General features: G+C 52.4%; 17 protein-coding genes and 2 rRNA genes. 8 read left to right on the top strand and 11 right to left on the bottom strand.

Annotation, left to right across the window (positions count from 1 at the left end):
• From B5F34_RS14300 to der, 7 genes are all read left to right on the top strand, one after another.
• Positions 1 to 103 (top strand): 23S ribosomal RNA (locus B5F34_RS14300); the annotation flags it as partial.
• 192 nt (positions 104 to 295) lie between these two features.
• Positions 296 to 406, top strand: a 5S ribosomal RNA gene (rrf, locus tag B5F34_RS14295).
• A gap of 676 nt (positions 407 to 1,082) precedes the next feature.
• The gene (locus B5F34_RS14285) at positions 1,083 to 1,661 is read left to right on the top strand and encodes a DUF177 domain-containing protein (protein WP_087340354.1); all 579 of its coding nucleotides are present in this window, start codon (positions 1,083 to 1,085) and stop codon (positions 1,659 to 1,661) included.
• 14 nt (positions 1,662 to 1,675) lie between these two features.
• Positions 1,676 to 1,861 carry a 50S ribosomal protein L32 gene (rpmF, locus tag B5F34_RS14280; protein ID WP_087340352.1) on the top strand — a complete coding sequence of 62 codons (186 nt, stop codon included), beginning with the start codon at positions 1,676 to 1,678 and terminating at the stop codon, positions 1,859 to 1,861.
• Positions 1,862 to 1,984: 123 nt separating this feature from the next.
• Positions 1,985 to 2,989, top strand: coding sequence for a beta-ketoacyl-ACP synthase III (locus B5F34_RS14275; protein ID WP_087340351.1), 1,005 nt, complete (start codon positions 1,985 to 1,987; stop codon positions 2,987 to 2,989).
• 86 nt (positions 2,990 to 3,075) lie between these two features.
• Complete coding sequence (era, locus tag B5F34_RS14270; protein WP_087340365.1) at positions 3,076 to 3,957, top strand: GTPase Era; 882 nt, start codon at positions 3,076 to 3,078, stop codon at positions 3,955 to 3,957.
• 61 nt (positions 3,958 to 4,018) lie between these two features.
• Entirely contained in the window at positions 4,019 to 5,332 is a 1,314-nt protein-coding gene (der, locus tag B5F34_RS14265) for a ribosome biogenesis GTPase Der (RefSeq protein WP_087340349.1), read from the top strand.
• Positions 5,333 to 5,515: 183 nt separating this feature from the next.
• Here der and B5F34_RS14260 read toward each other — a convergent pair whose 3' ends face one another.
• From B5F34_RS14260 to B5F34_RS14250, 3 genes are all read right to left on the bottom strand, one after another.
• Positions 5,516 to 6,799, bottom strand: coding sequence for a TolC family protein (locus B5F34_RS14260; RefSeq protein WP_087340346.1), 1,284 nt, complete (start codon positions 6,797 to 6,799; stop codon positions 5,516 to 5,518).
• Positions 6,800 to 6,907: 108 nt separating this feature from the next.
• The gene (locus B5F34_RS14255) at positions 6,908 to 10,015 is read right to left on the bottom strand and encodes an efflux RND transporter permease subunit (RefSeq protein ID WP_087340344.1); all 3,108 of its coding nucleotides are present in this window, start codon (positions 10,013 to 10,015) and stop codon (positions 6,908 to 6,910) included.
• 305 nt (positions 10,016 to 10,320) lie between these two features.
• Positions 10,321 to 11,352 carry an efflux RND transporter periplasmic adaptor subunit gene (locus B5F34_RS14250; protein WP_087340341.1) on the bottom strand — a complete coding sequence of 344 codons (1,032 nt, stop codon included), beginning with the start codon at positions 11,350 to 11,352 and terminating at the stop codon, positions 10,321 to 10,323.
• Positions 11,353 to 11,562: 210 nt separating this feature from the next.
• Between B5F34_RS14250 and B5F34_RS14245 the strand changes: the two genes are divergently transcribed.
• Entirely contained in the window at positions 11,563 to 12,489 is a 927-nt protein-coding gene (locus tag B5F34_RS14245; protein WP_239448984.1) for a helix-turn-helix domain-containing protein, read from the top strand.
• An 88-nt stretch (positions 12,490 to 12,577) separates the two neighbouring features.
• Here B5F34_RS14245 and B5F34_RS14240 read toward each other — a convergent pair whose 3' ends face one another.
• From B5F34_RS14240 to B5F34_RS14205, 8 genes are all read right to left on the bottom strand, one after another.
• Positions 12,578 to 14,425, bottom strand: a complete 1,848-nt coding sequence (locus B5F34_RS14240; protein ID WP_087340339.1) for a 4-hydroxy-3-methylbut-2-en-1-yl diphosphate synthase — start codon at positions 14,423 to 14,425, stop codon at positions 12,578 to 12,580.
• Between the two features lie 94 nt (positions 14,426 to 14,519).
• Positions 14,520 to 15,029, bottom strand: coding sequence for a 5-(carboxyamino)imidazole ribonucleotide mutase (gene purE, locus B5F34_RS14235; RefSeq protein ID WP_087340337.1), 510 nt, complete (start codon positions 15,027 to 15,029; stop codon positions 14,520 to 14,522).
• 346 nt (positions 15,030 to 15,375) lie between these two features.
• Complete coding sequence (gene gcvH / locus B5F34_RS14230; RefSeq protein ID WP_087340336.1) at positions 15,376 to 15,756, bottom strand: glycine cleavage system protein GcvH; 381 nt, start codon at positions 15,754 to 15,756, stop codon at positions 15,376 to 15,378.
• 340 nt (positions 15,757 to 16,096) lie between these two features.
• The gene (locus tag B5F34_RS14225) at positions 16,097 to 16,789 is read right to left on the bottom strand and encodes a hypothetical protein (protein WP_087340334.1); all 693 of its coding nucleotides are present in this window, start codon (positions 16,787 to 16,789) and stop codon (positions 16,097 to 16,099) included.
• Between the two features lie 18 nt (positions 16,790 to 16,807).
• Entirely contained in the window at positions 16,808 to 18,301 is a 1,494-nt protein-coding gene (gene rpoN / locus B5F34_RS14220) for an RNA polymerase factor sigma-54 (protein WP_087340333.1), read from the bottom strand.
• A 243-nt stretch (positions 18,302 to 18,544) separates the two neighbouring features.
• Positions 18,545 to 21,412 (bottom strand): M60 family metallopeptidase, encoded by a 2,868-nt coding sequence (locus B5F34_RS14215; RefSeq protein ID WP_087340331.1) that lies wholly within the window; start codon positions 21,410 to 21,412, stop codon positions 18,545 to 18,547.
• 110 nt (positions 21,413 to 21,522) lie between these two features.
• On the bottom strand, positions 21,523 to 22,401 hold the full coding sequence (locus tag B5F34_RS14210; RefSeq protein ID WP_239448983.1) for a discoidin domain-containing protein: 879 nt from the start codon (positions 22,399 to 22,401) through the stop codon (positions 21,523 to 21,525).
• A gap of 262 nt (positions 22,402 to 22,663) precedes the next feature.
• Positions 22,664 to 24,613 carry a RagB/SusD family nutrient uptake outer membrane protein gene (locus tag B5F34_RS14205; protein WP_162609344.1) on the bottom strand — a complete coding sequence of 650 codons (1,950 nt, stop codon included), beginning with the start codon at positions 24,611 to 24,613 and terminating at the stop codon, positions 22,664 to 22,666.
• Between the last annotated feature and the right edge of the window lie 2 nt (positions 24,614 to 24,615).

Genomic DNA, 24,615 nt, shown 5'->3' with positions numbered 1-24,615 from the left:
ATTTCTTTGAGGGCCGTCGTAGACGACGACGTCGATAGGATGCAGGTGTAAAGGTGGCGACACCAAAGCCGAGCATTACTAATTGCCCCTTCCCTTTGTGTCTTTGTATGTTTTGCATGTCGGCATGTTTCATGCGGCATGTCCCATGTGTCATGTGTCAATGATATATGTGTCGACAGTATATGTTGACAACATGAGTTGACGGTATATGTTGATATATGGATTGGTGGTATTTTCTTTCTGTTTTTCCGGCCGTTCTGATAGGCCGGTCATTCTGTACGGCAGTCAACCTTATTAAGGTGGCTATAGTGCCGGGGTTCCACCTCTTCCCATTCCGAACAGAGAAGTTAAGCCCGACCGCGCCGATGGTACTGCGTAACAGTGGGAGAGTAGGTAGCCGCCGTCTTTACAGGTCCCTTCCCCGTGATGAACGGGGAAGGGATTTTTTGTATGCCCATGCACGAAGGACGGGCTCAGCGGGCAACCCGCTGTCCGGACCGAACCTCGGCCACCGCGTTATGCTGCCCCCTTGTCTTCCTGCACTTCCTTTTCTTCTTTCCCTTCTCTTCTTCTTGGAGCCTTTGGGCTTTCTGCCGGATACGCATGCTTGTGTATGTGCCTGTAAGACCCTCCGTCGGGCCAGGAAGAACCTGATATATGTATAGAATTATCCTGCTGATAATCAGCAATTTGGTTCATGTATATAACAGACCCGCTGCTTGTTTCTTGGAAGTCCGCTTCCTAGCGCTTGGCATCCGGCTGCTTGGGGGCTCGCAATTCTTTGATGGGTAAGCTGGTGGTGTCATTCTGCCTTGTTGCCCCACCCGGAATGAAGGTCTTTGTCTTTCGGACAGGCCCTATGGGCAGTTGGCGGAAATGGGTTTCCCATACTTGCTGCCTGCGGTTCTGGTAGGGAGGTGAGTAAATATGTGGGCCGCCTGAGCCTGATTGCTGTCCCTTTGGGGGAACAAAATTCCGATAAAAGTCGGAATAGATTTTAATTTAGTAATTATTTTAGTCTAATTGCTGCATTATGAGGATAATTATTTGTATCTTTGTCGCCCGAATAAATTAGCGAAGTTGTGGGAAAGTTTGATAAATACGAAATTGACTTGAAAGGAATGCGGGAAAGTTCGGCCAAGTATGAGTTCATGCTTGACAATGCTTTCTTTGCCGCTATTGACGTGCCAGAGGTGCAGAAAGGTAAGGTCAATGTCTCTTTATCAGTTAGAAAAACATCTCATGGTTTTAATTTGAATTTCCATACGGAAGGGGTGGTCATTGTACCGTGCGACCGCTGCCTGGATGACATGGAACAACCGGTTGTTTCAGACGATTCTTTTCGGGTCAAGTTTGGTCCGGAATACTCGGAGGAAGGCGAAGACCTGGTGATTGTTCCTGAAGACAAGGGCACCCTGAATGTGGCGTGGTTTATGTACGAGTTTGTGGCGCTGGCCATACCGATGAAACATGCGCATGCTCCCGGACAGTGTAACCGTGACATGAACAGTCGGTTGCACAAATATCTGCGTGTGTCGGAAGATGAACTCGGCATGGATGAGATGGGCGATTCCAGTGACTTTGTGCAGGAGGAGGAAGAGGTTGAGAAACCTGTTGATCCCCGTTGGAATGAGTTGAAGAAAATATTAGATAACAATTAAAATAGTTTAGAAAAATGGCACATCCTAAAAGAAGACAGTCAAAGACTAGAACTGCAAAGAGAAGAACTCATGATAAGGCAGTAGCTCCTACATTGGCAATCTGCCCGAATTGTGGAGAATGGCACGAATATCATTCTGTTTGCAATGCTTGCGGCTATTACAGAGGCAAGCTGGCTATTCAGAAAGAAGCTGCCGTTTAAGAGGAGCAGTCTTATTACTTTAAGTTGAACTAAATGGCGGGCGTCTAAAAAGATTTGTGGATGAGAAGCAAACCTTTTTAGACTGCTCTCGTTTAAGTGTCTTGTTTATTAAACCAAGTTTTAATGGAAAAAATAAATGCAGTAATTACAGGAGTCGGAGGTTACGTCCCTGATTACATCTTGACGAACGATGAAATCTCGAAGATGGTGGATACCAACGACGAATGGATTATGACCCGAATCGGGATTAAGGAAAGACACATCCTCAATGAAGAGGGTTTGGGTACTTCCTACATGGCTCGCAAGGCTGCCAAACAGTTGATGCAGCGTACTAATTCCAATCCGGACGACATAGATTTGGTTATTGTCGCCACCACTACTCCCGATTATCATTTTCCTTCTACTGCTTCTATCTTGTGCGACAAATTGCGCTTAAAGAATGCATTCGCTTTCGATATGCAGGCTGCGTGCTCCGGCTTCTTGTACGCCATGGAGACGGGTGCTAATTTTATACGGTCGGGTAGATGCAAGAAAGTGATTATCGTAGGTGCCGATAAGATGTCGGCTATTACAGACTATACGGACCGTTCCACTTGTCCTATCTTCGGTGATGGAGCAGCAGCCTTTATGCTGGAGCCTACCACAGAAGAGGTTGGTATCCTGGATTCTATCTTGCGTACCGATGGCAAGGGATTGCCTTTCCTGCACATGAAGGCGGGTGGCTCTGTTTGTCCGCCCTCTTATTTTACGATTGACAATCATTGGCATTGTGTTTATCAGGAAGGGCGTACGGTGTTCAAATACGCTGTGTCCAACATGTCGGATGTAAGTGCGGAAATTGCCGAGAAGAATGGCTTGAATAAGGACAATATCGACTGGATTATCCCGCACCAGGCCAACCTGCGCATCATTGATGCCGTGGCTCACCGTCTGGAGGTGCCTCATGAGAAGGTGATGATTAACATCCAGCGTTATGGCAATACGAGTGCCGGCACGTTGCCGCTCTGTATTTGGGATTTTGAAGACAAACTGAAGAAGGGCGACAACCTCATCTTCACCGCATTTGGGGCCGGCTTTACGTGGGGTGCCGTGTATGTGAAGTGGGGATACGACGGAAAGAAAGAGTAAATTCTCACCCTATAAGACAGAAAAACGCATCCTATTGAACAGATTCGATGCGTTTTTTTGTTCTTAATCAAATACTTGAACTGTTTATGCATAAAGCCGGTTTCGTTAACATCGTGGGAAATCCCAATGTGGGCAAGTCCACGCTGATGAATGCCCTGCTGGGCGAGCGCATTTCTATTGCGACTTTCAAAGCACAGACTACACGCCATCGTATCATGGGTATTTATAATACGGAGGATATGCAGATTGTATTCTCGGATACTCCCGGCGTATTGAAGCCTGCCTATAAGTTGCAGGAGTCTATGCTGAATTTTTCTACATCGGCTCTGACAGACGCCGATGTGCTGCTCTATGTGACAGATGTGGTGGAAACGCCCGATAAGCACGGAGATTTCATCGGGAAGGTGGCCCAGATGGATGTGCCGGTGCTTCTGCTTATTAATAAGATAGACCTGGTAGACCAGGATAAACTGGTGAAGTTGGTGGAGGAGTGGGCTGCCTTGTTGCCCAAGGCAGAGGTGATTCCTATCTCGGCACAGGCCAAGTTTAACCTGGATTATGTCATGAAACGGGTACAGGCGCTGTTGCCGGATTCGCCTCCCTATTTTGGCAAAGACCAGTGGACGGACAAACCCGCGAGGTTCTTCGTTACGGAAATTATCCGCGAGAAGATTCTGTTGTATTACGACAAGGAGATCCCGTATTCGGTAGAGGTGGTCGTGGAACAGTTCAAGGAGAGTGGAAAGTCTATTCATATCAATGCCGTGATATATGTGGAGCGCGATTCGCAGAAGGGTATTATCATCGGCAAGCAAGGTCGCGCTTTGAAAAAGGTTGCCACGGAAGCAAGACGTTCGTTGGAGAAGTTTTTCGGCAAGACAATCTTCTTGGAGATTTTTGTCAAGGTAGATAAGGACTGGAGGAATTCGGACAAGGAACTGCGCAACTTCGGTTATCAGCAGGATTGAGTAATACATTTATAATAATAAGACATACGACTGTGACAGTCGCAGACAAAAGACGACGATTATGGGAAACTTAGTAGCCATTGTGGGGCGTCCCAATGTGGGAAAATCCACGCTGTTTAACCGTCTGACGCGCACGCGGCAGGCGATTGTCAATGAAGAGGCAGGCACTACGCGCGACCGCCAGTATGGCAAGAGCGAGTGGCTGGGCCGTGAGTTTTCGGTGGTAGACACCGGAGGATGGGTAGTCAATTCGGACGATGTCTTTGAAGAAGAGATACGCAAGCAGGTGTTGGTAGCGGTGGATGAAGCCGATGTCATTCTCTTCTTGGTAGATGTGACTAACGGAGTGACCGACCTGGATCAGGAAGTGGCCGATATCTTGCGTCGTGCCCGTAAACCGGTGCTGCTGGTGGCCAATAAGACGGATAATTATGACCTGCAATATGGCTCGGCCGAGTTCTATTCTTTGGGCTTGGGCGATCCGTACTGCATCTCTGCTCTCTCAGGAAGTGGGACGGGCGATTTGCTGGATGTGTTGGTCGGCAAGTTCCATAAGGAAACGGCAGAGGAATTGGAAGAAGACATCCCCCGTATAGCTGTAGTGGGGCGTCCCAATGCCGGAAAGTCGTCCATCATCAATGCTTTCATCGGCGAAGACAGGCACATCGTGACCGAGATTGCCGGCACTACTCGCGACTCTATCTACACGCGCTACAACAAGTTCGGCTTCGACTTCTACCTGGTGGATACGGCAGGTATCCGCAAGAAGAATAAGGTGAACGAGGATTTGGAGTATTACTCTGTCATCCGTTCTATCCGTGCCATCGAGAACTCGGATGTCTGCGTCCTCATGTTGGATGCCACGCGAGGCATTGAGAGCCAGGACTTGAATATCTTCTCTCTGATACAGAAGAACCAGAAGGGCCTGGTAGTGGTGGTGAACAAGTGGGACCTGGTGGAAGAGAAGACCTCGAAGGTGATGAATACGTTTGAGGCGGCTATCCGTGAACGACTGGCACCTTTTACCGACTTCCCCGTTATCTTTGCTTCGGCGTTGACCAAGCAGCGCATCCTCAAGGTGCTTGAATCGGCTCGCATGGTGTACAAGAACCGACACATGCGCATTCCCACTGCCCGCCTGAACGAAGAGATGTTGCCGCTTATCGAAGCTTACCCGCCTCCTTCCATCAAGGGCAAGTACATCAAGATTAAGTATGTAACGCAGCTGCCCAACACGCGAGTGCCGTCGTTTGTGTTCTTTGCCAACTTGCCGCAGTATGTCAAGGAGCCTTACCGTCGCTTCCTGGAGAACAAGATGCGCGAGAAGTGGAACCTGAGCGGAACACCTATCAATATCTTTGTCCGGCAGAAATAAGTTTAGCTACGAGTGACGAGCTACAAGCCACAAGTGATTATCGACCGGTGTTTAGTGGTAGCGATTAGTAAGTTTGAAAAAGGAGCTACGAGTGGCAGAGGCCTTTCTACTCGTAGCTCCTTTTGTATTCATCGCTCATTATTCAACGCTCATCACTTATAGCTGTAGCTCGTTACTCGTATCTCACCGTCCTGTGGCCTGCAGGTATTCCCGTTTCTTGACTTCATATTGTGCATAGCTTTCTACATACTTGTCGCGGCTCTGTTGGTAGAGGGTCTGTGCTTCGAGCAGGTCACTCATGGTGCAGGTGCCAGCGTGGTAATAGTCGGTCTGCAGGCGCAGGTTCTCTGTGGCCTGGCCAATGGATTCAATGGCAATCTGCACCTGTTTGTAGGCATCGGTCAGGGCGTTCCACGTGTTCTGCATGTTGATGACCAACAGTTCGCTTCCGTCGCGCAGGTTGTTTTCGTTGTTGCGAACGGCCAGGCGGGACCGCTTCATGTTGTGGCTACCTTCCCACCACCCGCTGAGGGGAATGCTGACAGTGGCGAACCCCATCCAGAAAGGTTTATGGCGGTCGGAGAGGTTGTCGTGCATGAAGCCGCCACCGATGGCCACCGTCGGTAAGTTCTTGCCCACACTCATCTTGTGCTCAATATGGCTGGCCTTGAGTTGGGCCTGCAGCAGATTGTATTCCGGTGTGAGCACGAGTGAAGCCTCTGGCGCGCGGTAGAGTCCGAGGGGCGAAGGAGGAAGCGAGTCGCTTACGGCGAAAGCCACGTCTACGCTATCGTCGGGTGTACCGATATACTGTGCCAGCAGGCGGCGCGAAAGAGTGAGTGCGTTCTCTACGTTGATGCGCGTGCTGCGGGTGTCGTTCTGCCTGAGTTGCACCTGGAGCAAGTCGTTGCGGTTGGTGATACCGGCGCTGACAGCCGCATCGACGTCTTTATGCATTCCAGCCAGCTGCGACTCTACCACGCTGAGGGTACGGAGTTTCTCCTTCAGCATAGCCACCTGCCAGAAGTACTGCTCGGTGGTGAGGCGTACCTCGTTTTCGGCCTGGCGTCCCAAAAGGCGGTATTTCTCCACATTGACTTTGGCCAGTTGGTTGCCTTGCACGATTTGTCCTCCGGTGAAGAGAGGCAGGGTGGCATTGACGCCGCCCATCAGTCCGTTTTTCAGCAGTTTCATGCTCATGCCGGGGGCGACGTCCATCTGTAGCAAGTCTTTGTCCGCCATGAAACCTATACCAGTGGCGCTGACAGTAGGGAAGTATTTGGTAAAGGCAGATTTCCTTTGTTGTTCGGCCATGCCGAGTTCATTCTGTGCGTTCTGCATGCGGGCGTTGTTGCGCAGAGCCTGTTCTACGCACTGGTCCAGCGTGTAGACCTGCTGGGCGGCAATCGGGGCGGTCATGCAACCCCATGCACAAGCCAGCAAAAAGCATTTACTTGTATGTTTCATCTTTCAATGTTATTTCTGTTTTATATATAATATAAGGTGTATCCGATTCCTTGCAAGGGGTGCCATCGACACTCCTGCAAGGAGTATCACAGGCACCCTGACAAGGTATTACTGTTGCTCCAGCGCATCCCACTTGGCCCGCTTCTCCGTACTGCCCCGGAAGGTGAGCAGGTACATGCACGGCAGGACGGTGAGGAGGAAGAGCATCGTGATGAGCGTGCCGTAGCAGATGACCGTACCCATCGGCATCCACAACCCGGAGCCGCCCAATATCATGGGAATGACTCCCATCGAGGCAGCAGCAGAGGTGAGGAAGATAGGGCGCATACGCCGTTGGGCAGAGTGGTAGATGGCCTGTGAACTGGTCATGTGCTCCGTGGTGCGCAGTTCTTCGGCATAGTCGAACATGATGATGCCGTTGCGGACAATGATGCCCATCAGGCTGACTACACCAAGCACGCAGGTCACACCAAATTCCACGCCCTGAATCCATACTCCGAAGGCGGTACCGAAGAGGCAGAGAACCAGGCTGCCGAAGATGAGCAGAGCAATGCTGATTTTGCGGAAGTGCGCCAAGAGGATAAAGAAAATGATGGCAGCAGCCAGCATCAGTCCACCCATAATCTGGGGCATCTGTTCATTTGTCTTCTCCTGTTCACCTCCGTAGCTCAGGGTGACGCCCGGCGAGAGCGGGAAATCCTTCAGTTCTTCCCGGATGCGGGCAGTCATTTGCATGGCGTTCTCGCCCCGTGCCAGGTCGGCTTGTACGCTGGCAGTATAGATACCGTTACGTTGCACGATCTGTCCTTCTTTCCATGCAGGTACTACATCGGCCACCTGGCGCAGAGGCACGTCTGCCAGTCCGGCAGCTACGGGCACCAGTTCGTCATCCAGGTCGGCGGGTCGGGCATGGTCTGCCTGCGTGCTCTTCAGCATGACCGGAATATTATAGTCTCCTTCCCACATATTGGCTATCGCCAGTCCGTCGCCATAACGCATGCTGAGGGTCGACTCCAGCCCCAAGTTGGTTACTCCAAGGCGAGTAGCTTCATCTTCTTTCAGTCGAATATCGACAGCGGGCAACGGCTCGTTGAAGTCGGTCTGCACCAGCAACAAGCCATCCATCCTGTGCAACCGCTCTTCTATCTTCCGTGCATCATGCTTGATAGCCTCCAGGTCTTCGCCTGAAAGGCGCACTTCGACAGGATAGACCGCATCGCTATAACTGAGCTGCTTAAAGCGCACGCGGGCACCGGGGAAATAGTCTGTGTACACCGGCGTATATTCATCCAACAGCTCTTCCGTCGCTTCCACTCCTGTCGTATTCACGATGAACTGAGCATAATTTGTTCCCGCTATTTGGGGAGCATACGATGTCTGGAAGCGGGGCGAAGCACATCCCTTGAAGGAAGCCACGCTCACCACACGCGGGTCTTGGCGCAGGATATGTTCCAGACTGTCGGCAACCTGTGCCGTCACATCCACGTCCGTGCCCGTAGGCAAGGTGATTTCCACAGCGAACTGATTGCGGTCGGCCACGGGAAGCATGCGCTGGGGCAGCCGGGAGAGCATAACCCCGCCGATAATGACAAATACCAAGCCAAACGCTACCGTAATCTTGGGATGGGCGAAGCAACAGCCGAACAAGCGGTTATAATACTTCTGCAAGAGGTCGAGGAAGGAGAAAGCCTTTTTGCCGCCTTGCTCCTTCACCTCCATCGGCTTGCGTATGAACCAGAATTGCATGAAAGGCACGAGCAGCGTAGCTACGAGCAACGACACCGCCAGCACGATGGTAATGCCCCACGGGAAGTGCAGCAGAAAATCGTGTATCATGCCCGTACACGTCGCCAGGAAGGGGAAGAACGTGATGCTGATGGCCAGCGTGGCAGAGAAGATAGACTTGAGGAAGTGCGTGGTGCTCTGGATGGAGGCGTGCCAGCGTGACATGCCTTCGCCCAGCTTCTCCAAGTAGCTGTCGATGATAACAATAGAGTTGTCCACAATCATGCCCAACGTCACAATCAGTCCGGCCAAGGTCACGGTGTTCAGCTCGATGCCGAAGGCGTAGAACAACCCGAGGGATATGAATATGGTAATGGGGATGGTCGATGCGGCCACCAATGCCACACGCAGAGGCAGCAGAAGCATCACTACGATGACCACCGCCACGATGGCAATGACAAGTTCATGCAGGAAGTTCGACACGCTGTCGTCCACTACCTTCGGCTGGTCGGTGATGCGGAACAGGGTGACATCGGCGGGCAGTTCCGGCTGGAATTCGTCCAACACCTGGTTTACCTCTTCGCCCATCGCCACAATGTTCTGTCCCTTTTTCATCTCGACAGAGAGCAGGAGGCACTTGCGTCCGTTGTTGGTGATGTAGCTGTCGGGGTCGGGATATTCGCGCACCACACGTGCCACGTCCTTCAGTCTGACGATGTTGCCCTGCGGGTCAGCGTAGACAATCTGTTCCTGCACGTCGCGCACGGTGTTGAGCGAGCGGCTGACGTAGATAGGTTCTACCATCGTACCGTCCTTCACCCGTCCGCCACTGGTAGTGAACCCTTTCTGCATCAAGCCGAGGGCCAGCGTCTGTTCGTTCAGCCCGTATTTCGAGAGGCGGTCGTGGTCGAGGTAGACGGAAATCTGTTCGTTCTGCATTCCGCTCACCGTCATGCGTCCTACGGCAGGGATGCGGCGCAAGCGTCCTTGCAGCAGGTCCATGTAGTCGTCCAGTTCGCGGTAGGTCTTCTCCTCGCTTTCCATCGTAATCAGCAGGGCGGAGGTGTCGCCGAAGTCATCCTGTACCACCACGGCCAGCACGTTCGGTGGCAGTTGTGCCTTGAACTGCGACACGCCGTGTTTGAACTTGCTCCAGAACTCGTCCTTGTTCGTCAGGTCGTCGTTCAGCTCTACCTGGATGTAGACGATGCCGTCGCGGCTCTTCGAGAAAGTCTTCTCTTTCTTCACCTCTTTATAAGTGAAGATGTATTCTTCCAGCGGTTTGGTCACCTGCTCCACCATCTCCTGCGCCGTGTTGCCGGGAGCTACGGCTACCACGATGCCCTGCCGCACGGTGAAGTCGAGAAATTCGTTCTTGTTCATCTGCGGCAGGCTGTACACGCCGAAAGCCACCAGGCACGTCACCACCAGGATGACTATCTGGCGGTAGTGCATGGCCCATTCGACGAAGTTGCGTTTCTTTCTTTCCATAATTTTCTTTAATTAAAAATGAGGAATCACTGTTACACCATGAAGTGATTTAAGCTTCTCTTCCGATAAACGATGCCTCTGGCATGCTGTTGATAATCAGAATGGTACTTCGTATATATAACAGACTTGCTGCTAATACCCCGGCAGTCGGCTGCCAATCGCCTCGCGGTTTCCTCCGGAGGGCTTACCAGCGGAACTGCCCGGTACATGGTATGCCGATGCCGCGCATCAGAAGCTTAAACAGCTTCGGTCAGATAAATATGAAATATATAGTCAAACAGTTAAGGTCTTTGGGAGTGAACAATTCATTCCTCATTTATTACTGTTCCGTTGCATACTTTGTGCTGTCCCTTCACGATGACGATGTCACCCGGTTGCAGTCCCTGGGTGACGATGACACCGTCGCCTGCAAAGTCACCGCAGGTGATGAAGCGCTGCTCGGCCTTTCCTTCCCGGTTCACCCATACGAAGTTGCGGTTCCGCTCGTCTAATTGTACGATGTGCAGAGGAAGTATGCAGGCAGTCTCTCCGTCGGCAGGCCAAAGAGACACTTCGGCCACCATACCGGGCAGCAGTTCGCTGTCGGCATCATCCACCCTCAGCTTCACGGGATAGGAACGTGACAAGGCATCGGCTCTGATTCCCCGTTCCACCACTGTGCCCGTGTAGGTTTTCCCGCCTGCGGCAGGCACGCGGATGCTGGCCTGCTGTCCTTCCCGGATGCGGCCTATTTCCGCTTCGGGTACGGCGATACGCACCTGTTGCCCGGTGGTGGTCACCAGCCGTGCCACGGCGAAACCGGGCAATACGTTCTGTCCGGTTTCACCGGTCTTTTCAGCTATTACCCCGTCGTAAGGCGCAGTGAGGCGGCAATCTTCCATTTGCTTGCGTGCCACGGCTTCCATGGAGCGTGCCTGTTGTAGTTTACTTTGTGTCTCCACCCATCTGATTTCGGGCAAGCTTCCTTTGTCATACAGTTCCTTCATGCGGTGGTAGGCGTCTTCGGCCTGCGCCAATGTGGCCTGTGCGGCAGCGTGGCTGTTGCGTGCCGAGGTGTCGTCTAATGTGCCGATGAGTTGCCCTTTGCTTACGCGGTCGCCCAGATGGATGTTGAGGGTGCGGATGGTTCCTGCGGTGGCAAAGCTGAGAGCTGTTCCGTTTTTCTCTTCTACTGTTCCAGAAAAAGTGTTCGTTTTTTCTAAGGGTACAGCTTCTATTCTTTGTGTCTTTACGCGGACGGCTTCTTGGACAATGCCTGCCCCTTGCTCGTCCTGGCTGCATCCGACCAGAATGAGGGGAAGCAGCAGCCAAGTGATGGCTTGATTCGATTGTTTCATATCGTTCGATTTTTTTAATTCCGGTGCAAAGGAATGTCCTTTTTGCGAAATGAGCGCTGTCTGTTTTTCCTTCCAAGTGTTTTATTTTCTTATCTATGGGCGAAAAAAGAAAAATGGAACATGAAAAGTGTGTTTTTTGTTAGCTGCATTTAGAGATAAATGTCTTACTTTGCTGCGAAATCAGAATCAACATTTGTAAGAGTAAGAAATATGGATATGTACTTGGAAAGTAGAAAAGAACCGGTGGGAAATTTGGAGACAGCCCGTTCACGTGGGATAACCGTTTACAGCGACGACCGCATTGCCTTTATTGATAGTTTGCAGAATATCGGTACGGAGGGACCTATCCGTCTGGATGCTTTTATTGCCGTGTTGTGTCTGCGTGGCAAAGCTTCGGTCTACATCAATGGAAAACTGTATGAGACCCAGCCCAACCAGTTGCTGATTTGCCACCCTAATATCATCTTGGAAAAGAGCACAGCCAGTATGGATCTGGACTTCCGCTGCCTTTGCCTGTCCAAAGAATATCTGCAGCAGATGACTATGATAGGTGGCACAGACCCGTGGGATGCCCTCAATTTTCTGGAGAAGTCGCCTGTGCTGACGCTGTTGCCGGAGGAAGTCAAGCTTTTCTGTCAGTATTACGAGCTGATATATTCAAAGTTGAGCGGCACTCCGCGGAGGCATCAGAAGGAACTGGTGGATGCTCTGCTGATGGCCTTCCTTTACGAATTCCGTGATACCCTGGAGCGTTTCGGCGATTTCAAGGCGCAGGCTTATACTTCGGCCGACCGTGTGTTCCACGATTTTCTGGAAGTGCTTACCGCATCCTATCCCAAGTCGCGCAGCGTGTCTTATTATGCCGACCGTCTGTGCCTTACGCCCAAATACCTGTCTACAGTCTGCAAGGAGAGCAGCGGATATACGGCTTCCGAACTGATCAACCGCTATGTAGTGAAGGATATTGAGTATCTGCTGAAAAAGCCAGGCAAGAGCATCAAGGAAATCTGCAACGAGCTGGAGTTTCCCAATCTTTCATTCTTTGGGCGTTATGTCAAGAAACATCTGGGAGCATCGCCCAAACAGTATCGGGAGAAGGTGCTTGACGACTGTCCGCATGCAGCGGATAAAGAGTAATAAAGAAAGTCGCAGATACAAAAACGCAGAGGCATGTAGGACTTGTTTCAGTCTCATGCCTCTGCGCTCTTATGTGACCAGTCTTTTGTTATTCAATGCTGTTCCCGTATTCTCCGCTGTTTTTAATCAGTTCGATGAGCTTCTCTACAGCTTCCTCTTCGGGGATGTTCCTCTCAATACATTCTTTCTTTTTATAAAGACTTACCTTGCCACGGGCTGCCCCTACGTAGCCGTAGTCGGCATCGGCCATTTCTCCAGGTCCGTTGACAATGCAGCCCATGATGCCAATCTTCAGTCCTTTCAGATGAGAAGTGGCAGCCTTGATGCGGGCAATGGTGCTTTGCAGGTCGTAGAGCGTGCGGCCGCAGCCCGGACAGGAAATATATTCTGTCTTGCTGATGCGTGTGCGACTTGCCTGCAGGATATTGAAGGCAGTGCTGTCGATGGCCGGGGCTGGCAGTTCGCCTTGGTTGAAGAGGAAGATGCCGTCCGTCAGTCCGTCGATAAGCAGGGCGCCCATGTCGGTAGCCGCTTTCAGTTGGAAGTCTTCCAGATTGTTCTCTGCATAGTGCTGGAAGAAGACTACAGGGTTCTTCAATCCCTCTTGCACCAGTTGCAGGGCCAGCGCACGCTGTTCGCCCAGGCGGTTGGGGTGGTTGCTCTGCGCGATGAGCACTACCTCTGGATGGTATTTCAGGCAGGCAAGCACTTCGTCGTTCAGCCCCATGTAGGTGACAAAGAGAAACTTCAGCAGAGCCGTGCAACCGCTTACGAAGAACAGCTGGTCGGCTTTGAAAGCGGGCCAGCAGTCCGCCTGCCCTTGCCAGAGATCGGCATCGACAATGTATTGTGGCCCTTGCGGACGGTTGGCGGGAAGCTGTCGGCCCACGTACACATAGTCGGGAGTGAACTGCGGGTCAAAGTCCAGGCAACCGTCTAACCGGGCAGAGAGCACCACGGGCACATGGTCGCCGCCGATGTTGCGCACAGCACAGGTCTCACGGCGTACGGGATGCAGGAAGTCGAAGGACGTATCCTGCGGACCGGGGATGTAGGGATGTCCTGCCCGTTGGGCGATGTAGTCCGCCAGCTTGCGGGCCACGGGGATTTCTGCCTCGGGTGCTTCGCTCAGCGATACGCGGATGGTATCACCCAGCCCATCAGCCAGCAGAGCACCGATACCCACAGCCGACTTGATGCGTCCGTCTTCGCCGTCACCCGCTTCAGTCACGCCTAAATGCAGGGGGAAGTGCATGCCCTCGCGCTCCATCGTGTCAGCCAGCAGGCGCACAGTGCGTACCATCACCACGGTGTTCGATGCCTTGATGGAGATGACCACGTCTGTAAAGTGCTCTTCCACACAGATGCGCAGGAATTCCATGCACGATTCTACCATGCCTTCGGGCGTGTCACCGTAGCGCGACATGATGCGGTCCGACAGCGAACCGTGGTTCACGCCGATACGGATGGCTGTGTGATGTTCCTTGCAGATGTTCAGGAAGGGGACGAAGCGGTCGCGTATCTTTTGTAACTCCTGTGCATATTCCTCGTCCGTATATTCTATGTGTTTGAAGGTACGGGCTGCATCCACGTAGTTGCCCGGATTGATGCGCACCTTCTCCACGTAGCGGGCAGCCACGTCGGCTACGTTGGGGTTGAAGTGTATGTCTGCTACCAGCGGCACCATGCAGCCGTCGGCACGCAGGGCAGCGTTGATGTTGCGCAAGTTTTCAGCCTCGCGGGTGCCTTGCGCCGTGAGACGCACGTACTCGCCTCCGGCTGCAACGATGCGTTCGGTTTGTGCCACGCAAGCCTCGGTATCCAACGTGCTGGTGTTCGTCATGCTCTGCACGCGAATGGGGTTGTCGCCGCCCAGCGGCGTGGCACCGATGTTTACGACGGACGATTCCCGCCGGGAATAATTGAATAAGTCCATTCTTTCAATGGTTAATGATGGATGGCTAATGGTTGATAACGCGGGCCGGCTTGGTGCCTATTGCCCATTTGTCATGAGCCATGCAGCCAGGCATTCAGTTAGTCTTGTATTCGTATTTCACTTCTTTCAGCTCTTCGTTGGCCTTGACGATTTTCTTCTTCAGCCCTTCCTTGTAGGCAGCGAAGGTCTCGGCCAGCTTTTCGTCGCTCAGGGCCAGCATCTGTACGGCCAGGATGGCGGCATTCATGGCGCCGTTGATGGCGACGGTGGCTACGGGGATACCGGGAGGCATCTGGATGATGGAGTAGAGCGCGTCTACGCCATCGAGCACACTGCCTTTGACGGGCACGCCGATGACGGGCAGTGTCGTATTGGCGGCAATCACGCCAGGCAAGGCAGCCGCCATGCCGGCAGCGGCAATGATGACACGTATGCCGCGGTTGCGGGCGTTTTTGGCAAATTCTTCAACGGCTTCGGGCGTACGGTGGGCCGAGAGCGCGTTCATTTCGAAGGGCACGTGCAGGTCGTTGAGCAACTGGGCGGCCTTCTCCATAACGGGAAGGTCGGAGGTGCTGCCCATAATGATGCTTACTAAGGGAGTCATTCTTTGAATGGTTAATGGTTAATGATTAATGATTGATGGTGATGAAGTGATTTAAACTTTCCGACTGCCGTATGGTCCGACTGCTACTTGGCTGGTAATCAGTATGCTGTTTCTTATATATAACGAGCTTACTGCTTATCGCCTGGAAGCATGCTGCTTATCGCTTGGCTGTTTCCTGTGAAGGGCTTATCAGAAAGGGTACCCTTATGTACACAAGGTCTTCGGGAGGCATGCGGAAGTTTAGATAACTTCAGTGACAGATGGTTAATGATGCGTGTAAAATGATAAATGGTTAATGTCTGGAGTACGGAACCGCATCTCCCCATTAACCATTTATCACTTGCCATTAACCGTTAATCAGCGCTTTGTAGCCTTCGGCATCCAACAAGCTGTCGAAGTCGGCATCTGCGGCGGGTTTTACTTTGATAAGCCAGCCTTCGCCGTAGGGGTCCTGGTTCACCAGCTCGGGCTGGTCGGCCAGGGCGGCGTTCTGTTCCAGCACTTCACCGGCGACGGGCATGAACAGGTCGGAGATGGTCTTCACCACTTCGATGGTGCCGAATGTATCTCCAGCTTCCAGGGTCTCGCCTTCGGTCTGGATATCTACGAATACGATGTCGCCCAGCTGCTGTTGTGCATAGTCGGTAATGCCCACGTAGGCAATGTCGCCTTCCAGGCGGATCCACTCATGTTCCTTGGTGTACTTTACGTTAGTCGGGTAGTTCATAATTGTTTGATTTTAACGGGTTATTAATGATGGTAATTTGAATTTTTCCCATATTGGTCTTATGGTGAGTAAGGCGCACAGCACTTATTGCTGTTTTTTCTGTTGACAAGCCTGCAGGGGGCTGGCGTTGGAAACGTGTCTTTTCTTCTGCTCAAAGCCGGGGTCTGTCTTTATCAGGCTACCCTTTGTAGGCTGCAACATAAACTCGCAAAGGCTGAGTTGATACTAATGTGCGCAAAAGTAATGCTTTTATTTGAGTGTACCAAGTCTTTTTCCTGTTCTTCATGGAGGCTTGTTTCTTTTTTCTTGCTCCATTGGGTGAGAGACGCTTCCACCGTTTTTATCCGTTCAGCAATAGTTTCAGGAAGATGGCCGGCATCGGGTCGAGTGTCAGTATGGTACACACCAGTCCCACAACGAAGCCGCCCAACACTTCGCCCAGCGTGTGGTGGCGCAAGATGATGCGCGCGCTTCCCAGCATGCCGGCTATGAGGATGAAGATGCACAGCCACCACACAGGGTTGTAGTTAAAGAGCGAACTGAATACGGTGATGCCTCCTATTACCGCTCCGGCCCCTGCCATGTGCTCACTGAGCTTCCACTTCAGGTTGAGCACTACACAGATGACCATGATGACCAGTGCTGCCCACAGCATGTTGATCAGATACCACGGCAGTCGCATGCGGTACATCATGGCCAGCCCGAAAGCGTATGACGTGATGGTGAGCAGGAACGGTATGTAGCGTTTCCGTCTGTCGAGCATGTCGCGCAGACTGTAACCGTTCATCTTGCGGAAAAGGAAGATGGTGAAGGTAGGCAGAAAGATGGTGAAGCAGTAGACTACCCCCAGTACCAACAGTTTGTAGGTGAGGGGCATCATGCGCAGGTAGGTGCAGAAGAACAGCACCAGGAATGCCAGAAAAGGGATGGAGAACGGCGTGAAAACGGCCGATATCACCCGTGCCGTCCGGATGAGGCTTTTCTCTTCCCGGGCTTCGGCTGTTGGGGTCGCTTCTTGTATTTCGTTTGTCATTGTTGCGTCTTTTCTTTATTATTTCCGCAGCCGTGCTACGGGGATGTTCATCTGTTGGCGGTATTTGGCCACGGTACGTCGGGCTATGGGATAACCTTTCTCTTTGAGAATTTCAGTCAGTTCGTCATCGGTGTAAGGTTTGGCCTTGTCTTCGCTTTCAATGCATTCTTTCAGTATTTTCCGTATTTCACGAACCGACATCTCCTCGCCATCTTCGGTGACGTAGCCGTCGCTGAAGAAGAATTTCAGTGGATAGATGCCGTAGTTGGTCTGCACGTATTTACTGTTGCTTACGCGAGAGATGGTGCTGATGTCCAGCCCCGTGCGTTCTGCCACATCTTTCAGAATCATGGGTTTCAGCAACGACTCGTCGCCTTCCAGGAAGAACGGGCGTTGTAGGTCGATGATAGCCTGCATGGTTTTGAGCAATGTGTTTTGCCGTTGTTTCACAGCGTCGATGAATCCTTGTGCGGCATCCACCTTTTGTTTGAGGAAGAGCAACGCCTCACGCGATTCCTTCGACTGGTTGGCCTTGTTCTTGGTATGTTCTTCGAGCAGGGTGGTGAAATCGCGGTTCATGCGCAGTTCAGGCACGTTGCGGTTGTTCAGTGAGAGGGTGATGGTGCCATCGTCGGCCGTTTCTACGATAAAGTCAGGCACAATCTGCTGCATGTTTTTGCCGATGGTTTCCCCCATGGATGCACCGGGTCGGGGGTTGAGGCGGCAGATTTCGCGGATGGCATGTTCGGCTGTATCCTTATCTATGTCCAGTTTCTGCTGGATCTTGTCCCAATGTTTGCGGGTAAATTCATCGTAGCAGTTCTGCACGATGCGTTCTTCCACCTTTAACAACGGGTCGGGATTGGAGCGGCGCTGTTGCATCTTGCGCCGTATTTGTATGAGCAGACACTCCTGCAGGTTACGTGCTCCCAATCCGGGCGGGTCGAAGTCTTGTATGATGTGCAGCACTTCTTCCAATTCCTGGGGGCTGGCGTCGATTCCGGAGTAGATGGCCAGTTCATCGCTGATGCTGTCCAGCGACTTGCGCAGCAGGCCGTCATCGTCCAGCGAACCGATGAGGTATTCGGCCAGTTCGCGTTGATGAGGTGTCAGGTTCTGTTCTCCTAATTGTTCTTTCAGTGTTTCGTAGAAAGAGGTAGAGTCGGAGAAAGGAATCTCTTCGGCCTTGTCATCGCGGCTCCGGTTATTTTCCTGCAATTTATAATCGGGAATGTCGTCTTCCGTCAGATAGTCGCTTAGCGAGTCGTAGTCGGTGTCTCCTCCGTCTTCCGGACTTTCGCGGTCGGTGTCGGGAGAATCGGCGTAGTCGTCTGCCGAAGTTTCTTCTTTGCCTTCTTCGAGGGCCGGATTTTCCAGCAGTTCGGCACGCACACGGTCTTCCAGCTCTATGGCGGGTAACTCCAGCAGTTTCACTACCAGAACCTGCTGGGGCGAGAGCGTTTGCACTTGCTGTTGCGTCTGCGTCTGTACTTGTCGGGAAGCCTGTGTCATTTTTCTTTTATTCCTTGCGTTTCTCTTGTTACGGGCACAAATGTAGTGAATAGTTTGTGAAAGCGAAACTTTGCGGGCCGATATTTCTCGGGATGAGGCAGATTTTGGCAGGTTCTGTTGGTTGGTCTGGTCGGTTGGAAGGATTTTATGCAGGCTTGTGTTAGTAAGATGCGTATACAAAGGCTGCATCCTCATGAAGTTCATGCTTGTTGCTTCATTGGGGATGCAGCCGGTCTTGTTTTGTTAGAATATCACTTCTGTCCTTTGGTTGTCGAACGATACGGCATATACTTTATAGTTGTCTTTCCAGCCGCCGGGCACGGTGAAGGTGGCGGTTGTCGATGGGGTAAGCATGCCATCGGAAGCTCCGATCAGTTGGCCGTCGGCATCATTTTCACGAACCTCATAGGCTATTACGTTCTGCCAGTCCTTCATGGTCAGCTGGTCGTCGTTGCGTGTGGCGGTTCCTTTGACGACGGAGGCTTTGTTCTTGAAAGTCTCCCAGTTGTTGTCGGTGATATATTCCAATGCCACTTCCGGTTGAGGGAGCCCCAATGCTTCCACTCTTTCCTTCAGGGCGTCGATTTGTGTCTGGGTGACGGTGAACTGCCCCGTGCCGTAATCATCCATTTCCTGGTCGATGGGTGTCAGGAATCCCCATTTACCGAAGAAGTCCAGCAGGTTCATGCCGGCTGCCACCGATGCGTTGTAGACGAATTCCAACTGCTGCTCGCCTGCAGAGGACAGGTCGTCGTGTGTGCGGACATATTCGTAGACATCAGGGTAGAATCCACCCTTGTCGTCCTGTTGCATCGGAGTGCGTCCCAGCACTTTCCCGAAGTACAGTTCCAGTTGCCAGAAGGGCACCAGCTTACAGAATACGTCATCGTGGGCGTTGTGGGCCATTTCGGCAACGATGATGCCGTTCCAGGCTTTGGAATAGCGGTTGGGCGACTCGGTGCTTCCCATGTCTTCTGTCTGCAGCCGGGAGTTTTGTCCGAACACGCTGGTCTGAATGTATTGCGACATGATGTTGTTGGTCACTTCCGTCATGCCCAGCCATTTCAGTCCCGGGCGCGTCTGGTTGCAGTGCCCCACTTCGTGTGCCGGTCCCCAGCAGGAAGAAGTGGTCAGCAGGCTTTCGTCGCACAATTCGGGCAGTGTTTCATCGTTGTAGGCGGTGTGGTAGCTGGTGGCATACATATAAGAAGTATAGATGACGTTGAAGTACATCCGGTTGGCAAACATCTTTCCGTACTTCTCCAGTCCCATCAAAGCCTGTTCATGGTAAACAATCTGGTCGTAGGCGTCGATCAGTGCCTTCAGGTCGCTGGTATGGTTGCGGAAGCGTGTGGTGGGGAATGTGAGATGTGCGTATTGTCCCACTACGTCGAAATATTTGTCCGTGGCCCCGTCGAGCAGTTCTTTCCAGCGTCCTTCGTGGTCGGGGTTCTGGCTGTCGTAGTAACCGTTGACCGTACCGTTGGCGAAGTGTATGCGGATTTCGGGTGCGGATTCATAATCTGGTGTATGATACATGACATAGGCCAAGCCTTTCTCTTCGATGTCCAGTTTGTTCACACCGTCGGCCAGCGGGTATTCAGACCCACCGAATCCGTCTCCGCCCGGTTCGTCGAGGTTTTGTACGCGCAGGGAAACGCTCTGTCCCTGCAGGTCGGCCATCACCACCAGCACTTCACCGGCAGATACGCTGATGCCCGTAGGATTATCCAGCAGACTGTAAGGTGAGGTTTTGTTGGAGGTTGCCTGCAAGTCGGGGTGTGGATAGGCAGAGTAGTCGGCAATGCGAAACTCTGACTCATATTTGTCGTGGTACATATACCAGGCTATGTTCTTGAAGAACGAATAAGAGCATTCCACGATGTCATTCTCCGTGATGCCCGGTTTCAGTTCGGAGCACGACGGGTCGGTGAACAGCGTGGTGTAGTCAAAGCCGGCCGGATTCTTTTTGTAGAATTCCATTTCCGCACACGAGGCAAAGCCTTGTCCGTCGCCAGCTCCGGATTTTATCGTGAAGCGGACGGCCGACACCCCTATCTGTGATTCCGGGAATTCCACCCTGGCTGCCGACGAACTGCCTCCGAAGTCGTGTGTCATGACAAACTTCCATTCGTTGACATTACGCGTGTTGGCATTGCTCATCACTTCGATGTCCACTTCTTTAAACAGGCCGTTGGTCCCGCTTTCCCGCGGGTAGTAGACAAAGTAGTCCATGTCGCTGCCTTCGTTGAAGTAGTAAGTCAGCGTGATGGGGAAATAATCGTCTCCGCTGTTTGTCCAGTTCGAGTGGTAGATGGTGCTTTTGTCGCCGTCAAACGAGTTTTCGATTCCTTCGCCGGATTGGAACGAGGAAGCTTCGCCGCTGCTTATCTCCACGAGGATGTCATCGGCAATTTCGTCCGGGTCGAGTGCCTCGTATTCGCCCAGTCCGCTTTGTGTGACGGCAAACTTCACCGGTTCCGTATCGGCGGTGGCATCGGTGTCCTGCAAGGTGATGGTATCTTTGCGTTCGGCGTCGCTTTCGTTTGGAAGCACGTTGAATGTCAGCGAGGTAGTTACTACCGGATGACTGTCGGTGCTGCGCGTGTCGGTCGACGGGGTAATCCACTCGCATGTTTCAGGTATCAGCGCTTCGTAATCGACGTTGGTCGTTACTTCTAAGCTGATGGTGCCTCCAACGGCAGCCAGTGAGGCCGATGCGGGTGACAGGAGAATGGCCTTCCCCCATCCCAGTTGGGCCACTTCGATGGTTTCTTGCAGGCTGGAGGCTGTAATCACGATACTGGCCTGTCGCACGTTCTTATCTTCGTTTTCGTCTACTGAGATGAGCAGGCTTTGGTTGTCTTGGCTAAGGTGCAGCCACGAGGTGTCATCGCCCTGGGTGGTGTATGTCCAGGTGGTGTTGCAGTTGACCGTGATTTCTTTTTCCGAAGAGGCTTCTTCGAAGTTGACGTTGGTGGTCTCTACGTTCAGGTACGGGTTTTGTTCCGTTACCGGGCTTTCGTCGCTGCACGCGCTGCAGGCAGGCAGCAGCATCAGGTTGCAGAGGATGCCAACCGTGAGGCTGTGGAGAATGTCTTTCAGATTCATGGTGAATTTTGTTGGTTAAAAAATAACAGGCGGATGTGCGTTGGAGTTCCTTTCCATACATCCGCCTGCAAATGTAGAACTTTAAATGTAAAGTGGAAAGATTGCGTAGATTATTCTTCCGCTTCCGGGTCGTATATTTCGGTTTCCAGTTCAGTGATGGACAATTCGGCCAGGGCAATCCAGTTGGAACCGGAATAGCTGGAGGTCACCTCAAACCAGATGTAGCGGTAGCTTCCTTCGGTGATGAAGTTGTCGGAGGTGTACGACGTGACGCCGCTGGGCAGTACGCTGTCGTCCAGTTCGGCAATCAGCGTGGCTCCGTTGGCTTCCGGGTCGTAGGTCTCGTCAAAGCTGCTGCTGCCGTAGATGTTCATCGTCTTGGGATTGTCGTTGTTGCTGTTGTTGCGGGTGGTATAGGCAAACCTGAACGAGGAAATCTCTTTCTGCACATCTACCACGATGTAGTGCGGGAAGGCGCTCGGGTTCGACCAGTTCATGTGGAAGTAGGTCGATTCGTCGCCGTCTATCAGGTTGGCGATAGGGCCTTCGGTAGATTCCTGGTTGTCGGTATACAGCCCGTCGGCCGAGAGCGTGAGCTCAGTTTCGCTGATGATTTCGATGGTCGATTCAGCCGGGTCTGCCTGGGCCGAAATGTGATAGGTGTTTCCTTCTGTTCCGTCGCGCGACACGGTGCATACGGCAAAATCTATACTCCCGTAGCGTGCCAGCAGGTTGTCTATCAGCAGCGAGTCGCTGTAGATGCTGGCTGCCTTCATGCAGTCGCCGTCGTCGGGTGTGGAATAGTTGACACGCACGTAATAATAGTTGGCTTCGTCGGGGATGTCCCAGTAAATGGTGACAGAACCGGGACCCGATTGGGTGGTGATGGACGACTCGTCCAGTGAGGTGGGCGGCGTGCTCTCTTCAGAGCAGGCGCCGAGGAAGATTACGGACGCTATGGTCAATAACCAACAGCTGATGTATTTCATTGTCATGATGATTTAGTTTAAATGTTGATACTGATAAATGGGGCAGGTTGTGCGGGATACCGGATGGACGGATACGCAACTGGTTGAATGACAGTTTGTTGCTTCCTATATATAAGAAGCCTGCTTCTGATACCTTGGAAAGCCGCTTCGTATCGCCTGGAATTTTGCTTCCGGGCGCTTAGAAGCCAGCCCGGGGTCAACCGGGCTGCTCGTCCGCTCGGTCCGGCATCCCTGCCCTGTGCTGCCAAATGTTTAAGCCATTTTAATACCCTGGATTGTTCACTAAGTTTTCGTTGGTGTTCAAATCGCTGTTGGGGATAGGCAGCAGGTAGTTTGTCGGGCTTGTAAATTTGCGTTCAAAATCCACCTCTGTCAGTGTGGCAAACTCCTGCAAAGTCGAGGCATTGATGTTCATGCCTTGTGCCTTGACATTGAAGTAGTCTTCTGCCAGCAGCCAACGGCGCATGTCCCAGAAGTTCTGGTTCTCCAGATACAGTTCTATCATGCGTTCCTGCCGGACGATTTCACGCAGCTTGTCCTGGGTGAGTGTGGCCACGCCGCTCCACGAAGTGTCTACATCGGGAATTCCGGCACGTTCTCTGACCATGTTCAGATACGTCTTGGCGGTGGTCAGGTCGTTGGTTTCCACGCAGGCTTCTGCATAGCCTAAGTAGAGGTCGGCCAGTCTGATGACCGACCACGGATAGAAGAACGGTGTTTGCAGGCTGGTGGTCATGGACATGTCGGGACTCACGCCTTTTTTGTTCAGGTATCCCGTAGGCGAATAGTTGTTGGTGCGCGTCGACGAGGTGGTGCCTCTGGAAGTATTTCCACCCAACACGAAGTCGCATATCAGGCGGCGCTTTTCGCTGTCGTAGGTTTCATCGTCGGCATAGGCTCCTAATGACGAAGCGCTTGTCACTTCGTAATATCCTCCCTGGAAGGCTACCCAGGCGTAGAAGCGCGGCTCACGGTCTAAGTTGAAGAGGATGGTCTGTTCTCCCACAGCCGCTTCGTTCTCGTGTTCGCTGTCTACGGTGACTATCTCCAGCGGGTCGAGGTCTTTGGTCTCAGGGTCCTCATCCCAGGGCAGTCCGTTCTTGGTATAGAAGCGGTTCAGCATGGTCCAGGTGGGAGCAATGCCGTTCCAGGCGCAGCCCGAACAGTAGGGCATGGATTTGTTTTGTATGCCGTAATAGCCTTCGCTGCGCGAATCGGGCAGAATCACTTCGCAGTTTCCGCCACCGCCACCTCCGCTTTGATAGTCCATAAGGTTCCACCGCAGCCGGTGCTGGTAGGGGTCTTCCGGAGAGGTATTGCTGTCTTCGGTATGGTCGTCGACCGCATACAGGCTGAAGCCTGCCGCTTCGGCGGAGTCAATGGCGTCTTTCATGGCCGTTTTGCATTCTTCCCATTTGTTGGCATCGTAGGCAGTCGGCATCAGGGGCGTGCCGTCATTGTTTTGCAGGGCGGCATAATACTGCTGCATTTCCTGGCTGGGATTTCCCCCGCCGTAGTTGAACAGGGGCGATGCGGCATACAGCAGCATCTTGGCTTTGACTGCCTTGGCCGTCAGGCTGGTGGCAAGCCCGAACTCTTGGGAATCGGAACGTACGGCAGGCAGGCCGGCTGCAGCTTCGTCCAGCAGGTTGCAGACAAAGTCCACACAGTCGTCCAGCGGCGTGCGTGCTTTATAATCCTCGGCAGGCGTCTCGACATCCTGCACGCCGTCGATGATGATGACGGGACCGTAGCAGCGTATGAGCATATAGTGGTAATAGGCTATCAGGAATTTCACCTGGGCTTTGTAGTCAGCTTTCACGTCTTCTGTGAACTCTTCATCTACCACTCCGTCTACATTCTCCATGAACAGGTAGCACTGACGCAATCCGTTGAAGAATGTGTTCCAATAGGAAATGACCGTATTGGAGCTGGAGTAATTGCCTTTGGGGAAAGAGGCAAAAGTTTCATGCTCGAAGGCCGTCACCACCTCATCGCCGGTCATCAGGTCGAGCGATGAGGAACCGCTTCTTGACTCGGGGAGGTAGGAATAGCAGGAATACAGATAGTTCCGTACGGCTGTATAGTCCGAGAAAGCATCCTCTTCCGTGTCGATTTCATCGGGCACTACGTCCAGAAAGCTGCAGGATGATACCCCGATTGCTGTGAATCCCATGACAGAGAGCAGCAATAAAAGATATATATGGTTGATTT

The sequence above is a fragment of the Mediterranea sp. An20 genome, from assembly GCF_002160055.1.
In the GTDB taxonomy this organism is placed as follows: Bacteria; Bacteroidota; Bacteroidia; order Bacteroidales; family Bacteroidaceae; genus Bacteroides; species Bacteroides avicola.
Note: the sequence above shows the minus strand (reverse complement) of the source record. Positions and strands in the feature narration are given on the sequence as shown.

What these genes read in the sequence shown, in the direction of transcription:
- B5F34_RS14225 (WP_087340334.1), bottom strand. Translation starts at nt 16,789, where the DNA reads ATGACAAACGAAATACAAGAAGCGACCCCAACAGCCGAAGCCCGGGAA.
- rpoN (WP_087340333.1), bottom strand. Translation starts at nt 18,301, where the DNA reads ATGACACAGGCTTCCCGACAAGTACAGACGCAGACGCAACAGCAAGTG.
- gcvH (WP_087340336.1), bottom strand. Translation starts at nt 15,756, where the DNA reads ATGAACTACCCGACTAACGTAAAGTACACCAAGGAACATGAGTGGATC.
- purE (WP_087340337.1), bottom strand. Translation starts at nt 15,029, where the DNA reads ATGACTCCCTTAGTAAGCATCATTATGGGCAGCACCTCCGACCTTCCC.
- der (WP_087340349.1), top strand. Translation starts at nt 4,019, where the DNA reads ATGGGAAACTTAGTAGCCATTGTGGGGCGTCCCAATGTGGGAAAATCC.
- rpmF (WP_087340352.1), top strand. Translation starts at nt 1,676, where the DNA reads ATGGCACATCCTAAAAGAAGACAGTCAAAGACTAGAACTGCAAAGAGA.
- B5F34_RS14210 (WP_239448983.1), bottom strand. Translation starts at nt 22,401, where the DNA reads ATGAAATACATCAGCTGTTGGTTATTGACCATAGCGTCCGTAATCTTC.
- B5F34_RS14240 (WP_087340339.1), bottom strand. Translation starts at nt 14,425, where the DNA reads ATGGACTTATTCAATTATTCCCGGCGGGAATCGTCCGTCGTAAACATC.
- B5F34_RS14255 (WP_087340344.1), bottom strand. Translation starts at nt 10,015, where the DNA reads ATGGAAAGAAAGAAACGCAACTTCGTCGAATGGGCCATGCACTACCGC.
- B5F34_RS14250 (WP_087340341.1), bottom strand. Translation starts at nt 11,352, where the DNA reads ATGAAACAATCGAATCAAGCCATCACTTGGCTGCTGCTTCCCCTCATT.
- B5F34_RS14215 (WP_087340331.1), bottom strand. Translation starts at nt 21,412, where the DNA reads ATGAATCTGAAAGACATTCTCCACAGCCTCACGGTTGGCATCCTCTGC.
- era (WP_087340365.1), top strand. Translation starts at nt 3,076, where the DNA reads ATGCATAAAGCCGGTTTCGTTAACATCGTGGGAAATCCCAATGTGGGC.
- B5F34_RS14260 (WP_087340346.1), bottom strand. Translation starts at nt 6,799, where the DNA reads ATGAAACATACAAGTAAATGCTTTTTGCTGGCTTGTGCATGGGGTTGC.
- B5F34_RS14245 (WP_239448984.1), top strand. Translation starts at nt 11,563, where the DNA reads ATGGATATGTACTTGGAAAGTAGAAAAGAACCGGTGGGAAATTTGGAG.
- B5F34_RS14275 (WP_087340351.1), top strand. Translation starts at nt 1,985, where the DNA reads ATGGAAAAAATAAATGCAGTAATTACAGGAGTCGGAGGTTACGTCCCT.